The following is a 14555-nucleotide window of genomic DNA, read 5'->3' as shown; positions in this document are numbered from 1 at the left end:
ATAATAGGCAAAAACCAATTGGGTGAAACAGATGAAAAGACGAGTCGAAACGATCACCTTCGAAGGACATACACTAGAATATTCAGTGGCTGGAAAGGGTGCCCCCATCCTTGTCATGCATGGCGGGCATTCAAATTGTTACGAGGAATTCGGATACACAGCGTTGATTGAGCAAGGGTATTCCATCATTACGCCTTCAAGGCCCGGCTATGGACGAACGTCAAAAGAAATTGGAAAAAGTCTTGCCAACGCCTGCCGTTTCTATGTGAAATTATTAGATCATTTACAAATCTACAGTGTCCATGTGATCGCCATCTCAGCAGGAGGGCCGAGCGGCATATGCTTTGCCTCACATTATCCGGAAAGAATAAATACATTGACCCTGCAATCCGCGGTCACCAAAGAGTGGCTCACCCCAAAAGACACTGAATATAAATTGGGGAGAATTCTCTTCCGCCCGCCGGTGGAAAAGTGGATATGGAAGCTGATTTCTTCTTTGAATAACGCTTTCCCGCGTTTGATGTTTCGAGCTATGAGCCCCCAATTCAGCACGCTTCCGTTTCAGCGAATCAAGTCCTTGATGAATGAAAAAGACATAGAAGCATTTCGGAAAATGAACAGCCGGCAGCGCTCGAGTGAAGGATTTCTGCTTGACTTGTCACAAACCGCCGCTGTCTCTTTAAAAGACCTGCAAGCCATCATATGTCCCGTGCTGATTATGCAAAGTGTTTATGATGGATTGGTTGACTTGTCACATGCACATCATGCAAAAGAGCACATTCATGGCGCTGCTCTCTGTTTGCTTCACTCATGGGGACACCTGATTTGGCTCGGAAAAGAAGCTGCAGAAACAGACAGTATCCTACTCGGCTTTTTGGAATCCTAACCAAAGTGAAACGATCCTTTCCCCTCCTCCGTCAAACAAGCAGTGCCTTTTTTTCTGGTATCATAAGAAAGGCAGCTTAACATGAGCGGAGGTTTTATTGTGACAGCACAATCATCTTTTCTTCAGCTGAATTCTATTTTTATCAGCATTTTAATAGAAGCCATTCCGTTTATTCTGATTGGCGTCATACTTTCCGGAATCATTCAAATGTTTGTTTCTGAAGAAATGATTGCAAGAATCATGCCGAAAAACCGTTTTCTCGCCGTTTTATTCGGTGCGCTGGCCGGCGTTTTATTTCCCGCCTGCGAATGCGGCATCATCCCGATTACGAGGCGGCTTCTGTTAAAGGGAGTTCCTCTGCATGCGGGCGTTGCTTTCATGCTGACCGCGCCTATCATTAATCCTATCGTTTTATTTTCTACTTATATTGCGTTCGGGAATAGATGGAGCGTTGTCTTTTACAGAGGCGGACTGGCTCTCGCCGTTTCGCTGATCATCGGGGTCATCTTATCCTATCAATTTAAGGATAACCAGCTTTTGAAGCCTGATGAACCCGGGCACCACCATCATTATCACGGCACCTTGCTCCAAAAACTGGGCGGGACCTTGCGGCATGCCATTGATGAATTTTTCTCCGTGGGGAAATATTTAATCATCGGCGCCTTTATCGCAGCCGCTATGCAGACGTATGTCAAAACATCCACTCTGCTTGCGATCGGGCAGAATGATGTATCCTCTTCCCTCGTGATGATGGGTCTGGCGTTTGTCCTGTCGCTTTGTTCAGAAGTTGATGCGTTCATCGCGTCTTCCTTCAGCAGCACATTTTCATTAGGATCGTTAATCGCCTTTCTCGTCTTTGGCGCAATGGTGGATATTAAGAATCTATTGATGATGCTTGCGGCCTTCAAAAAACGATTTGTTTTCCTGCTGATTACATACATTGTCGTGATTGTTTTAGCGGGATCACTACTGGTAAAGGGGTGATTGGATGTTTCGTTTATTTGTGCTGATGGGATTTACGTTTTTCTTTTATCATCTGCATGCCTCAGGAAATCTAACAAAATATATCAATATGAAATATGCCTATCTTTCCTTTATTGCGATCTTCCTGCTGGCTATTCTGACCGCCGTCCAAGCATATCTATTTATCAAGTCGCCTGAAAAAAGCGGGCATCACCATGACCATGATTGCGGGTGCGGCCATGATCACGAGCATGACCATGAACAAAACAAGCCATTTTATCAGCGTTATTTGATTTATGTTGTTTTTCTTTTTCCTTTGGTGTCAGGCATCTTCTTCCCGATTGCAACGCTTGACTCATCCATAGTCAAAACAAAAGGGTTCTCGTTTAAGGCGATGGAGAGCGGAGATCACTACTCCCAAACACAGTATTTGCGGCCTGATGCCAGCTTGTATTACGCGCAAGACAGCTATGACAAACAAATGAAACAGCTGTTTAATAAGTATTCCAGCAAAAAAGAGATTTCTCTGACCGATGACGATTTCCTAAAAGGAATGGAAACCATCTATAACTATCCGGGTGAATTTCTCGGACGGACGATAGATTTTCATGGATTTGCTTACAAAGGAAACGCAATTAACAAAAATCAGCTGTTCGTATTAAGGTTTGGCATCATTCACTGTATCGCTGATTCCGGCGTGTACGGGATGCTTGTGGAATTTCCGAAGGACATGGACATCAAGGATGATGAATGGATTCACATTAAGGGCACTCTGGCCTCAGAATATTACCAGCCATTCAAGTCAACTCTCCCTGTCGTCAAAGTAACTGACTGGAATACCATTAAAAAACCTGATGATCCGTATGTTTACAGAGGATTTTAAGTGAAGACGAAACCAGTACAAGTACTGGTTTCTTTTTTATTTCTTTTTCATCAGCATCAAATCGAGATAGAGCTGGCACCGCGTTCTGAAATCGCTTAAATCGATCGACGTCATCTCAGTAATCTGTTTGATGCGGTAATTCAATGTATTTTGGTGAATAAACAGCTGTTCTGCCGCTGGTTTTGTTTTGCAGTTGTTGAGGAGATAGATTTCCAAGGTTTTGAGCAGCTCAGTGCTGCTTTCTTCGTCTTTTGCTTTTAATAAGGCTAAATCTTTATTCTCGTATTCTAAAAATTCATTTTTCTGTTCGATGCTTTCTAAATAGCGGTAAATGCCGAGTTTGGCATATTCATATGGAATGTTTTCCTGATTGCCGGTGATTTCTGCGGCTTTGATGACTTCAAGTGCTTCTGTGTAGCTCTTGCCAAGTTTTAATAGGTGATTATATTCGTTTCCGATACCGATATAAATAGGGGTAGGTATTTTTTGAAAGTGAAAATGTGTTAACAGCTTGTTAATAAATTCAGAAGCTGCTGAGGAGACGGAGCTTTTTTGGGAAAAACTCGCTACGACGATGACAATGTTTGATTCGATCGTTAAGACATGACTGACCTTATCCCGTAAATTCAGGTACGACCTGATATTTTCCTTTAAATCCTCAACCGCTTCCCCATCCCCATTTGCGGCGTGCAGGATAACAACTGAAAACATGGAAGGCAGCACGGTGTTGATCCTTTCAGCTTCCCGTCTGAGTTCCTTCTCAGAGGTAAATTGCTGATAGATCGCCCGTTTGATGAGATCCTCTGCTTTTTCTTCCTTTTCCTGTTTCAATTTATTCGTTTTATAAATGATTTTCCCGACATGGAAGGAGGTCTCGTACAAAAAGTCGAGCTCTTCATCCGTCAGATTTTGGTCCAGCTCCTGAATCCAGATGTAGCCCATGACTTCCCCTTTGTGCTTAGCACTCACGACCACCCTCTGGTTTAACCCAATGCTTTCAATTTTATTGACGCGAAAAGGCTCAGGCTCCGTTTTCAATTTTTCAATAATTCCGTCCTTCAGAAACCTCTCAAAAATCTGGACCGGACACTTTTTCGAAAAAATAGTCTGCTGGTTGGCAGAATCAAAATGGTTAATATAGTAAGAATTATAGGCTAACAAAAAGAAATCCGCGCTTTCCAGTATCACTGGTTTTTGCAGTTCATAGCTAATAAAATCAATCAGCTTATCAACATCTGAAAATGAAAAAACTCTCTCTAAAAGCTCTTCCATACCTTTTTCTCCTATACTTTTTTTACTTTAATCATATCCATACGGGGTCTTTTTGTATAGAAAAAAATACGTTTGTTTCCAAAAGAAAAAAATGCCGCTTAAAAGGAGAAAAGAGGAAAAAGGGACAGCCCCTTCCTCCTCCTTTCGATCTTTATTGTGACATTGTATCTTGGTAGTCGTTGAACTGGTCTGTGACAGCTTGTGACGGAGCCTGCGTCAATATGCTGACAAAAAAGACAGATAATAGACTCGCAGCAAAACCAGGTATCATTTCATACAGAAAGTCCGAAAGACCGGCATTCGCCCAAATGATTACAGTCGCTGCTCCCACAATCATGCCGGCGAGTGCCCCCCATTTGGTCATTCGTTTCCAAAACAGACTGAGCAGTACAACCGGCCCGAATGATGCACCAAAGCCCGCCCACGCGTAGCTGACCAATCCAAGGATGGTGTTATTTTTCTCCCAAGCCAGAACCAACGCGACAATTGAAACAGCCAGAACAGCCAGACGGCCTAAAAACACCAGTTCTTTATCTGAAGCTGAGCGTCTGAACATCGACTTATACAAATCTTCTACCAGAGAGCTTGATGTCACAAGCAGCTGAGAAGAAATTGTACTCATAATCGCAGCCAAAATCGCTGAAATCAGAAAACCCGTGATAAGCGGATGGAACAAGATATTCCCTAATTGAATAAAAATCGTCTCTGGGTCCTTCAGTGTCATGCCGCGCTGATGGTAATAAGCGATTCCGCCCAAACCGGTCAGCACTGCGCCTACTGCAGACAAAATCATCCAGCCCATCCCGATTCTGCGCGCTCTTTTGATCTCTTTGACAGACGTGATCGCCATAAAACGCACAATAATATGCGGCTGGCCAAAGTATCCCAGCCCCCAGGCAAACAAAGAAATAATGCCAAGGACGCTCGTTCCTTTGAAAATATTAAACATATCAGGATCTACAGAGCGGATTTCAGCAACTGTATCACCTGCTCCTCCCGTGTGGAAAAACGTAACGATCGGCACAAGAATGAGTGCGGCAAACATAATGATCCCCTGAACAAAATCTGTCCAGCTGACTGCCAAAAAGCCGCCAAACAGGGTATATGCCACAACAACACCTGTCACAATCCACAGGCCGGTGTGATAATCCATCCCCAAGATGCTGTTGAATAAGACACCGCCGGACACCATTCCGGACGATACATAAAACGTGAAAAAGACTAAAATGACAATTCCCGAAAACAGTCTGAGAAGCTTTGTTTGATCTCCGAAGCGATTTTCCAGGAATCCGGGAATTGTAATGGAATTCCCCGCTTTTTCAGTATAGGTTCTCAGCCGCGGTGCGACGTAAAGCCAGTTCGCCCACGCTCCAAGGCAGAGTCCGATGACGATCCAAGCGCCGCTCAGACCAGTAGAAAACATGGCGCCCGGAAGCCCCATTAGCAGCCAGCCGCTCATATCGGCAGCGCCGGCACTGAGAGCGGTTACTGCCGGACCCAAAGAGCGTCCTCCCAGCATGTAATCCGTCAGATTCGACGTACGCTTGTAAGCAAAGTAGCCGATTAGCAGCATTCCCGCCATATAAATACAAATCGAAATAATCAGCTGTGTGTTTTCTATGGCACTTCCTCCTCTTTTTTATAGTATATGGATGAAATGGACACCCCCGCAGGGAGGATGCCCATTTAGTCCCGCTTAGAACATTTCACTGATTGTTTTTGCTTGCATATGCAGAGCCAAGTAATCCGGCCCGCCTGCTTTTGAATCCGTTCCCGACATTTTGAAGCCGCCAAACGGATGGTAGCCGACGATAGCACCTGTACAGTTGCGGTTGAAGTATAGGTTTCCGACATGGAATTCCTGTTTCGCACGCTCGATGTGCTTGCGGTTGTTTGTGATAACCGCGCCTGTCAAACCATATTCAGTATTGTTTGCCACTTCTAAAGCTTCATCAAAGTCTGACACTTTACAAAATGCAACGACAGGTCCGAAAATTTCTTCCTGCATGAGTCTTGCTTTCGGATCAAGGTCAGCGAAGATCGTCGGTTTGATGAAGTATCCTTTCGAATCATCACCAGTACCGCCGCTTACTAAACGCCCTTCCTGTTTTCCGATCTCAATATAGCTCATAATTTTATCATAAGAACCTTGGTCAATGACAGGTCCCATATAAACATCTGCACTGTCAGGTTTAGCTGTTACTTTTGATTCCGTAATTTCAATGACACGCTCTAATACTTGATCATACACTTTTTCATGAACTACTGCACGTGAACCTGCAGAGCATTTTTGTCCCGCAAAGCCGAATGCTGAAGTAAAGATCGATTGAGCCGCTAATTCAATGTCCGCATCCTCATCAACAACAACCGTATCTTTCCCGCCCATTTCAGCGATGACACGCTTTAAATGCTGCTGGCCCGGCTGTACTTTCGCAGCGCGTTCGAAAATTCTCGTACCAACTTCTCTTGATCCCGTAAATGTGATAAGGCTTGTTTTCGGATGGTCAACAAGATAGTCGCCTACTTCCGCTCCGCTTCCCGGAACAAAGTTGACTACGCCTTTTGGCAATCCGGACTCTTCAAGCACCTCAACAAATTTTGCTGCAATAACAGGTGTAGCACTCGCAGGTTTCAGAACCACTGTGTTTCCAGTAACGATCGGCGCCACTGTTGTGCCTGCCATGATCGCAAACAAGAAGTTCCAAGGCGGGATAACGACTGTCACTCCAGTCGGCGTGTATACATATTGGTTTTTCTCGCCTTCACGGCTGTTGACCGGTTTGCCTTTTGCCAGTTCGATCATTTGGCGTGCATAATACTCCATGAAGTCAATCGCTTCAGCCGTATCGGCATCCGCCTCGTTCCAAGGCTTTCCTGCTTCTTTCACAAGCAAAGCTGAGAATTCATGTTTTCTTCTGCGGACTTTGGCAGCAGCGCGGAACAGGACAGCCGCTCTCTCTTCAGGAGACGTGTATCTCCACTCTTCAAATGCTTTTGCAGCCGCTTGAATCGCTTGCTCAGCGTGCTCTTGAGAAGCTTTTGACACTCGGCCGACGACTTCTTCTTTATCAGCCGGGTTGATTGAAACGATTTTCGCTTCTGTTTCCACTCTCTCGCCGTTAATGACAAGCGGATAGTCTTTTCCTAAATATTCGCTTACTGTCGCAAGCGCTTTTTTAAACGCTTCCACGTTGTTTTGATCTTGGAAATTTGTGAATGGCTCGTGTTTGTAAGGTGTTGTCATGATAATCTCTCCTTTTTTACTTCTTTGTCATTCCTTTGAAAGCAAATGCAATGTTAGACGGACGTTCTGCAAGGCGTCTCATAAAGTAGCCGTACCAATCCTCGCCGTATGGCAGGTAGACTCTCATGTTATAACCTTCTTTTACGAGGCTGAGCTGGGTTTGCGACCGCATGCCGTACAGCATCTGAAATTCAAACTTGTCATGGGCAATGCCATGTTCCTTGGCAAGCTGCTTTGTAAAGTCGATCATTTTGTCGTCATGTGTGGCAATCGCTGTATAGTGACCGTTTAAGAGCTGCTTTCGGATGATTTTTTTGTAATTTTCATCGACATCGCTTTTCTCCGGGAAAGCTACTTTTTCTGATTCTTTATAAGCTCCTTTTACAAGGCGAAGGAACGGGTTTAAAGAATCCAAATCGTCAATGTCTTTTTCCGTCCGGTACAGATAGGCTTGCAGCACTGTGCTCACATGCTCGTATTTCTTTCTGAAATCTTTGAAAATATCAAGCGTTTTCTGGCATCTGACTTCGTCCTCCATGTCAATGGTGACCATGATTTTATGTTTCTCGGCCGTCTGAAGGATTTTTGTCATATTTTCATACACCAAATCCATATCTATATCCAAACCTAAAGACGTCATTTTTAAAGAAACGTGTGAGTTCAGCTCCTGATCCGCGATGGTCGCAATGGTTTGAATGCACTCTTCCGTACGCTCCCGTGCGACCTCGGCGCTGTTCACAAACTCGCCTAAATGATCGACAGTAACTGACAAACCTTGGCTGTTAAGCTGTCGAATGGTCGGGATTGAACTGTTAAAGTCATTCCCGCCGATAATTTTACCCGCTGCTACCCGGCTTCCCCAGTTCCTCGCCATTTTATTGAGAAAGCCGCTTTTGGATAAAAATAAGAAAAAATCTCTTGTGATCACTTCCAACCTCAACACCCCGCAATCTAAGAAGTATTTGTATGAGTTTATTGTAAATGGACAAAACCGACGTTCACAATATTCTCAAAATACAAAGATTCTGATTATTTTTGTGGGTTTGCCACAATCAGATAGTTAGAAAGTCGGGGGGGATTCTGTCGAATAAAGGAGAAAAGGAAGCGACAAAAAACATCAGCTTCCTCCATCCTTCCACACTTCTTCAACCGTATTCAAAAGCAAACGGTTCAACTCAGGTGTCATATCTTTTTTCTCTGCCTTCAGTTCTTTTGCCGCTTCCATGATTCTTTCAATTTCCGTTTCAATGAATTGGTGAATCACATCGATTCTTGCTTCGAGGTCAAGCTCTTCTCCTCTTCTTTTCCGTTCAAGCAAAGTTTCCATTTCAGCCTTCAGCTCGGGTTCAGCAATAAGTTCATTCATCAAAACAGTAAAGTCCATTGGCGGAATGGTTCCGTGCTTTTCAATCCATTGGCAGGCCAAAATAGGCCGAAGAACGTAGAAGTACTTTTTAATTTTGACCTCTTGTCCTTGTAGATAATCCTTGACGTTCCTTCTCGCCATATTGATATAGTGATACACGCTTGCTTCAGGCTTAAATGCCTCCGTGCGCAGTTTTCTTAACTGCTCTGCGGTCGTAAATGCTTCGTAATATACAATGTCTGAGGACAGCCATTCAAGGAGCGGCGGGTTTGATTTTTTGAAGAGGCGCAGCGTCTTTCTCAGCTCCCAGCCGCTGATATCCAGTAAATCGTGAATCGGTTCCTCAATCACATCCCGCTCCTGCTCAATTGAAAAATACCACTCCTTTTTCGGCACATAAATAAAGCGGACGTCGTAATCACTATCCTGCGAGGGAAATCCCCATGCGCGGCTTCCTGACTCGACGGCATACACAATTTTGACTCCGTATGACTGCTCGATCCGTTTTAATTCATCAATGATTCTTTGTTTCATATCTATTCGTCTCCAGTCTGTTCTCATTCCGGCAGTTCGCAGAAAAAAACCGCCTGATGATATGCGGCGGCTTTTCACATTTATCAGCCTTTAAGATGCTGCTTAAAGAAAGCAAGTTTTTCCGTTTGAAAAGCAGGGATATACTCATGTCCGAAGTAGCGGTACACCTTCAGCTCTTTCTCTGTTTCCAAATGATTGTAGGCGGCAAACACGGTGGACGGCGGCGTGACCTTGTCAATCAGGCCGATTGACATCAGGACAGGCACCTTCACTCGGTCAGCGAGATTCATAATATCGAAATATGAAAGTGTCTTCATCGCCTGCACTTCTGTTTCCGGGCTGCCATTTCTTCTGAAGAAGGAATTGATTTCAAGGTACGGCTGTTCAAGCGCCACATCAATGGCCCTTTCGAAGTTGCTTAAATAAGGATAATCGGCAACCGCGGCTTTTGGAATGTCTGACAGCGCTGCTGCGGCAATGGTTAAACCTCCGCCTTGGCTTCCTCCTGTCACACCGATCCTTGTTTCATCAACCTCGTCAAAGCTGCTGATGACCTCAAGCGCGCGGACGGCGTCCAAATAAACACCGCGGTAATAGTATGTATCTTTATCAAGAATTCCTTTCGTCATCCAGCCCAAAGCGTGACCGTGCGGTGAAATACTCGTATCCTCGCTGCTCTGTTGGCCGCGGACAAGCATGCCGAATGCGGCGTAGCCATGGAGTGCCCAGTTTACCATTTCATGAATCTCACCATCATAGCTTGCATTGTAGCCATGATATTTCACGATCGCCGGATGCGGGCCTTCCTTGTCAGGCACCGCGTACCATCCGGTAATGCGGGCGTTTCCGAAGCTTTTATATGTGAGACGGTACACTTTTACTCCGTCAGCAGGATAGTCAACCGGCTGTAAATCAGGTTCTGCTTGGACTTTTGCAAGTTCCTCCAAAGACAATTTCCAAAACTCAGAAAAATCTTTCGGTGCTGTTTTTTCAGGCTTATATGTTTGCAATTGGTCGAGCGGCAGATCGAATAGTTGCATTTCCGATTATTCCCCTTTGTTTTATAAGATTTAGTTTGTATTCCTATACTACCACGTTTCGGCTTTGTTTTCTAAATATTTTCATCTTTGTTTCCCAGACAGCCTTCATCAAACGTTTGTTTAAGACTTTCCCGGGTTAGTTCCATAAAGGCCTGGGCGGTCAGACTGACATAGCGGTTCTTTAAAAAGACAAAGACGAGGGTTCGTGATGGCGCGGATTGAATCGATAAATAGATCACACCCGGATCTTTATCCCTTCTGACCATATTCGGCGCCATTGTCACACCTAATCCGTTAGCCACAAGAGATTGGGCGGTTTCAATATGGCTTGTCTTAAAGGCAGCATTCGGCTTAAAGCCGCTTTCCGCACAGAGATCGAGAACTGTCCTGCGAAAGCCGAAGCCTTCTTTTAACAGAATAAAGGGCACGTTCCTTACCATGTCAAGCGGCACACACGGCTGGCGGCCCCCATCTTCTTCCAGCGCTTTCTCAATCAGCGTGACCATTTCCGGCGGCATCCACCTTTGTTTTTCCTTCGGCACCGCGAGAACAACCGGTTCCGTGAGCAAGGGTGTAATGGAGAGCCGTTCATCCTCGATCGGCAAGGATAAAACAGAAAGGTCAACTTCTCCCTTTGCCGTCATCTCCTCTAATGAAACCGGATCTTTTTCAACAAGCTGAACCTCCACATGAGGATAGCGCGCCAAAAACTGCTTCAGCAGCGGAGGAAAGAGATATCTCCCTGTTACAGCAGGAATCCCGATGGATAATTTATGACCGATTCCCTGTGATCGCTCCTGCATTTCCCGAAGCAAATCATCTCTGGAACGAATGATGTCCTCGGCTTTTTCAATGAAACGCCTGCCGTGGGGTGTCAGTGTAACAGAGCCATGAGATCTGTGAAAAAGGGTAAGCCCCAGCTCAGCCTCAAGCTTTTTGATTTGCTGGCTGAGAGACGGCTGTGCGATATGAAGATGTTCCGCCGCCTTTGTAAAGCTTTGGCGCCGGGCAATTTCCGCTGCATATTCCATCACTTTAATATCCATTTCAGCCCCCATAGGTTGAACCTATCGTTTTCATCATTTTTATATCTTGGACGAATCATAACAGAAATTGCTAACATAATCCATATCATCATTTACGAAAAGAAGGAGCTGGTTCAAATGACAAATGAAACACCGTTTTCTAAAAACGCCGAGATGTATCGGGATGAAAAGGTATTTGCCGAGGGGGAAGATTTGGGGTTGATGATCAAAACAGCGGAATGCCGTGCGGATCATCGGGTGCTGGATATCGGAGCGGGCGCCGGCCATACGGCCCTAGCATTTTCTCCTTATGTACAGGAATGCATCGGTGTTGATGCGACGAAAGAGATGGTAGAGGTTGCGTCCTCCTTCGCGCAAGAAAAAGGAGTTGAAAACGTACGCTTTCAGCAAGGAACGGCAGAGTCACTCCCCTTCCCCGACGATTCATTTGACATCATCACCTGCCGATACGCAGCCCACCATTTTTCAGATGTCCGCAAAGCTGTCAGAGAGGTTGCACGCGTACTAAAACAGGACGGACGTTTTCTCTTAGTTGATCATTACGCGCCTGATGATCCCATTCTTGATGAGTTTGTCAATCATTTGAACCGGCTTCGAGACCCTTCCCATGTTCGAGAAAGCTCATTATCAGAATGGCAGTCGATGTTCAGCGCCAATCAACTGGCCTATCAAGATATCCAAAAGTGGAACTTGCCGATTCAATACGATAGCTGGATCAAACGAGGCGGAACCCCCGCTGACCGAGAAAAACAAATCATTGCCCACTTGAACCACGCATCAGACGAAGCACGCGACACGTTCTGTATTACATTGAACCAAAACGGACAGCCCATCTCCTTTTGTTTAAAAGCGATTTTGATACAAGGGATAAAACGATAAAAAAAGCCGTGCGCTGCGCACGGCTTTTTACATCGGCTGATAAAGATCCCAGCCAATTTTTAATGTCTCAACAATGTAATCGGCAACCTCTTCCGGGGAAAGGTTGTCTGTTGCCACTTTTGAATTGTGCTTGTCATAAATGACTTTTCTTTCGTTAAACAGCTGTTCCATTTCATCCATTGAACGGTTATGCAGTACAGGGCGGCTTTCGATCAATAAATCCGCGCGCTGCTTCCAGTTCTCCCATGACAGGTCCAGATGAAGCACGAGACAGTTTTCCAGACAGCAATTTCTGATTTCTTCTTGTTTAAAAGATCCCCCGCCCAGAGATACGATTTTGAATCGTTTATGATGGCAGATGTCTAAAATATATTCCTTCTCCGTTTTCCGGAAAAAGGCTTCTCCCTTTTTCTCAAATATCTCAGGAATTGACATATTGAAATCCTTTTCGATCTGTTGGTCAATATCAATAAAATCTCTATATAATTTTTTAGCGACCAATTGGCCGATTGTTGTTTTTCCTACACCCATGAATCCGATCAGGACGATATTTCTTTCTCTTACTGGGATGGCTCGTTTAGCGTTCATCTTCGGCGAAATCCTCCTAAGGAATGAAATTTTATATTCATTATATGCTTATTTAGCGAATATTTATATAGATACAGGCTTTACCGGTCAAGCTTATAGTGCGCTTTGTTGTTTATCCATTTTTGCCTGAATGACATTCATTGTACAACATTTCTGCAGGTATTTTAATACTTCGACGCAAAAAAGCATTAAAACCTTCCGCCTTTATTGTTTTTCCAGCTGACTCTTCGATGGAAGGGTCTTTTTCTGTATGATGAATAGGAAGGGAGAAATGGCGATGATCATTTGGATAAACGGGGCATTCGGTTCCGGAAAAACACAAACAGCCTTCGAATTGCACAGAAGGCTGAACCCATCTTACGTGTATGATCCCGAGAAAATGGGTTTTGCGCTGCGCTCCATGGTGCCGCAGGAGATCGCAAAGGACGATTTTCAAAGCTATCCCTTATGGCGGGCGTTCAATTACAGTTTGCTAGCTTCTCTGACAGATACATACCGCGGCATCATTATTGTGCCTATGACGATTGTACATCCTGAATACTTCAATGAGATCATCGGCAGACTCAGACATGAAGGCAGGATCGTTCACCACTTTACACTAATGGCTTCAAAGGAAACCTTATTAAAAAGGCTGCGCACCAGAGCAGAAGGAAAAAACTCATGGGCCGCCAAACAAATTGACCGCTGCGTTGAAGGTTTATCATCACCCATTTTTGAGGACCACATTCAAACAGACCACCTGTCGATTCAGGATGTGGCAGAGAACATTGCCGCGAGAGCCGAACTCCCATTAGATCCTGATATGAGAGGCAGCCTCCGAAGGTTCACCGACAGATTAATGGTAAAGCTGAATCATATCCGCATCAAATAAAGCTTCTGTACACGACAAAAGCCCGCTCCGAGAGCGGGCTTTCTTCAACTTATTTCCACCAGTCATCAAACATAGACGCCGGAACCTGGCGTTTATGTTCAGTCATGCTGTAGCGTTTTTCCAGCGCTTCTGATACTTTCGCAGATACTTCTTTTCCTTCGAGATAATCGTCAATCTCGTCGTAGGAAATGCCAAGCTCTGTTTCATCCGACTGCTGCGGTTTTTCGTCGAGCAGATCGGCAGTCGGTTCTTTTAAGTATAAGCGTTCCGGTGCACCCAGCTCTTTCAGCAGGGTTCTTCCCTGGCGCTTCGTCAAGCCTGTCAGCGGCAGGAGGTCTGCTCCGCCGTCACCGTACTTCGTAAAGAAACCAGTCACTGCTTCAGCAGCATGGTCTGTTCCTAACACAAGAAGGCCTTCCTGGCCGCCGATCGCGTATTGCGCGATCATTCTTGTTCTTGCTTTTACGTTTCCTTTATTAAAGTCAGTCAGCTGATCGCCTGTTTCCTGCTGATACTGATCAGAAAAAGCGCTGACTGTTGATTTAATATCAAACTTCCATGATTTATCCGGCTTAATAAACTTTAAAGCAAGCTGGGCATCGTCTTCATCCTGCTGTGTGCCATGCGGAAGACGGACCGCGATAAATTGAGCGTCTCCGCCCTCCTCGCGAATGCTCTCCACCGCAAGCTGAGCGAGTCTTCCCGCAAGTGTTGAATCCTGGCCTCCGCTGATTCCCAATACAAAGCCTTTAGCACCGGTTTTCTTTACATATTGTTTTAAAAAATTGACTCGGTCCTCAATTTCTTGCTTTGGATCAATTGAGGGCTTCACATGTAACTCACGCATAATCTTTTCCTGCATGCTCATCCCAATCATTCCTCCTGTACATTTTCCCTTGTTACTGATCATTTCCCCAAATCAATGAAAATGAATCATGACTGTTATGTATCCCTATTAAATATAGCACAGGTCTTCATTCACA

At 44.9% G+C, this 14555-nt stretch carries 14 protein-coding genes; 5 read left to right on the top strand and 9 right to left on the bottom strand.

Annotated features, from left to right (window positions below):
* The first annotated feature begins 31 nt into the window (after nucleotides 1-31).
* The 3 genes from NYE56_RS01355 to NYE56_RS01345 all read left to right on the top strand — a co-directional run bounded on the left by NYE56_RS01355 (nucleotide 32) and on the right by NYE56_RS01345 (nucleotide 2732).
* Nucleotides 32-886, top strand: a complete 855-nt coding sequence (locus tag NYE56_RS01355) for an alpha/beta fold hydrolase (RefSeq protein WP_335451350.1) — start codon at nucleotides 32-34, stop codon at nucleotides 884-886.
* 99 nt (nucleotides 887-985) lie between these two features.
* Nucleotides 986-1870 (top strand): permease, encoded by an 885-nt coding sequence (locus NYE56_RS01350; protein ID WP_163189219.1) that lies wholly within the window; start codon nucleotides 986-988, stop codon nucleotides 1868-1870.
* A 4-nt stretch (nucleotides 1871-1874) separates the two neighbouring features.
* The gene (locus tag NYE56_RS01345; protein ID WP_268555841.1) at nucleotides 1875-2732 is read left to right on the top strand and encodes a TIGR03943 family putative permease subunit; all 858 of its coding nucleotides are present in this window, start codon (nucleotides 1875-1877) and stop codon (nucleotides 2730-2732) included.
* 36 nt (nucleotides 2733-2768) lie between these two features.
* On the opposite strand, the gene putR is transcribed toward NYE56_RS01345, so the two are convergent.
* From putR to NYE56_RS01310, 7 genes are all read right to left on the bottom strand, one after another.
* A complete protein-coding gene (putR, locus tag NYE56_RS01340) occupies nucleotides 2769-4004 on the bottom strand; it encodes a proline utilization transcriptional regulator PutR (protein WP_003234651.1) in 1236 nt (411 codons plus the stop codon).
* 151 nt (nucleotides 4005-4155) lie between these two features.
* The gene (gene putP, locus NYE56_RS01335; RefSeq protein WP_144483806.1) at nucleotides 4156-5610 is read right to left on the bottom strand and encodes a sodium/proline symporter PutP; all 1455 of its coding nucleotides are present in this window, start codon (nucleotides 5608-5610) and stop codon (nucleotides 4156-4158) included.
* A 90-nt stretch (nucleotides 5611-5700) separates the two neighbouring features.
* A complete protein-coding gene (pruA, locus tag NYE56_RS01330) occupies nucleotides 5701-7248 on the bottom strand; it encodes an L-glutamate gamma-semialdehyde dehydrogenase (protein WP_003234655.1) in 1548 nt (515 codons plus the stop codon).
* Between the two features lie 16 nt (nucleotides 7249-7264).
* Nucleotides 7265-8176 (bottom strand): proline dehydrogenase PutB, encoded by a 912-nt coding sequence (gene putB, locus NYE56_RS01325; RefSeq protein ID WP_080030710.1) that lies wholly within the window; start codon nucleotides 8174-8176, stop codon nucleotides 7265-7267.
* A gap of 189 nt (nucleotides 8177-8365) precedes the next feature.
* Entirely contained in the window at nucleotides 8366-9148 is a 783-nt protein-coding gene (locus NYE56_RS01320; RefSeq protein WP_047183530.1) for a nucleotidyltransferase domain-containing protein, read from the bottom strand.
* Nucleotides 9149-9231: 83 nt separating this feature from the next.
* Nucleotides 9232-10188, bottom strand: coding sequence for a cephalosporin C deacetylase (gene cah / locus NYE56_RS01315; RefSeq protein ID WP_015715213.1), 957 nt, complete (start codon nucleotides 10186-10188; stop codon nucleotides 9232-9234).
* Between the two features lie 71 nt (nucleotides 10189-10259).
* Entirely contained in the window at nucleotides 10260-11234 is a 975-nt protein-coding gene (locus NYE56_RS01310; RefSeq protein WP_341283348.1) for a LysR family transcriptional regulator, read from the bottom strand.
* Between the two features lie 75 nt (nucleotides 11235-11309).
* On the opposite strand from NYE56_RS01310, the gene NYE56_RS01305 reads away from it, so the two are divergent.
* On the top strand, nucleotides 11310-12113 hold the full coding sequence (locus NYE56_RS01305) for a class I SAM-dependent methyltransferase (protein WP_340035145.1): 804 nt from the start codon (nucleotides 11310-11312) through the stop codon (nucleotides 12111-12113).
* 27 nt (nucleotides 12114-12140) lie between these two features.
* On the opposite strand, the gene NYE56_RS01300 is transcribed toward NYE56_RS01305, so the two are convergent.
* Nucleotides 12141-12701 carry a shikimate kinase gene (locus NYE56_RS01300; RefSeq protein WP_340034944.1) on the bottom strand — a complete coding sequence of 187 codons (561 nt, stop codon included), beginning with the start codon at nucleotides 12699-12701 and terminating at the stop codon, nucleotides 12141-12143.
* A gap of 277 nt (nucleotides 12702-12978) precedes the next feature.
* Here NYE56_RS01300 and tmrB point away from each other — a divergent pair, with 277 nt between their 5' ends.
* Nucleotides 12979-13572, top strand: coding sequence for a tunicamycin resistance ATP-binding TmrB (gene tmrB / locus NYE56_RS01295; protein WP_268555874.1), 594 nt, complete (start codon nucleotides 12979-12981; stop codon nucleotides 13570-13572).
* Between the two features lie 49 nt (nucleotides 13573-13621).
* Here the strand turns inward: tmrB and nadE are convergent, their stop codons facing one another.
* Nucleotides 13622-14440 carry an ammonia-dependent NAD(+) synthetase gene (nadE, locus tag NYE56_RS01290; protein WP_003246440.1) on the bottom strand — a complete coding sequence of 273 codons (819 nt, stop codon included), beginning with the start codon at nucleotides 14438-14440 and terminating at the stop codon, nucleotides 13622-13624.
* Nucleotides 14441-14555: the final 115 nt, after the last annotated feature.

It is taken from the genome of Bacillus sp. FSL R5-0603, from assembly GCF_038050295.1.
GTDB classification, from domain to species: Bacteria; Bacillota; Bacilli; order Bacillales; family Bacillaceae; genus Bacillus; species Bacillus subtilis.
The sequence above is the reverse complement of the archived record's forward strand: the minus strand, read 5'-3'. Positions and strand labels throughout refer to the sequence as shown.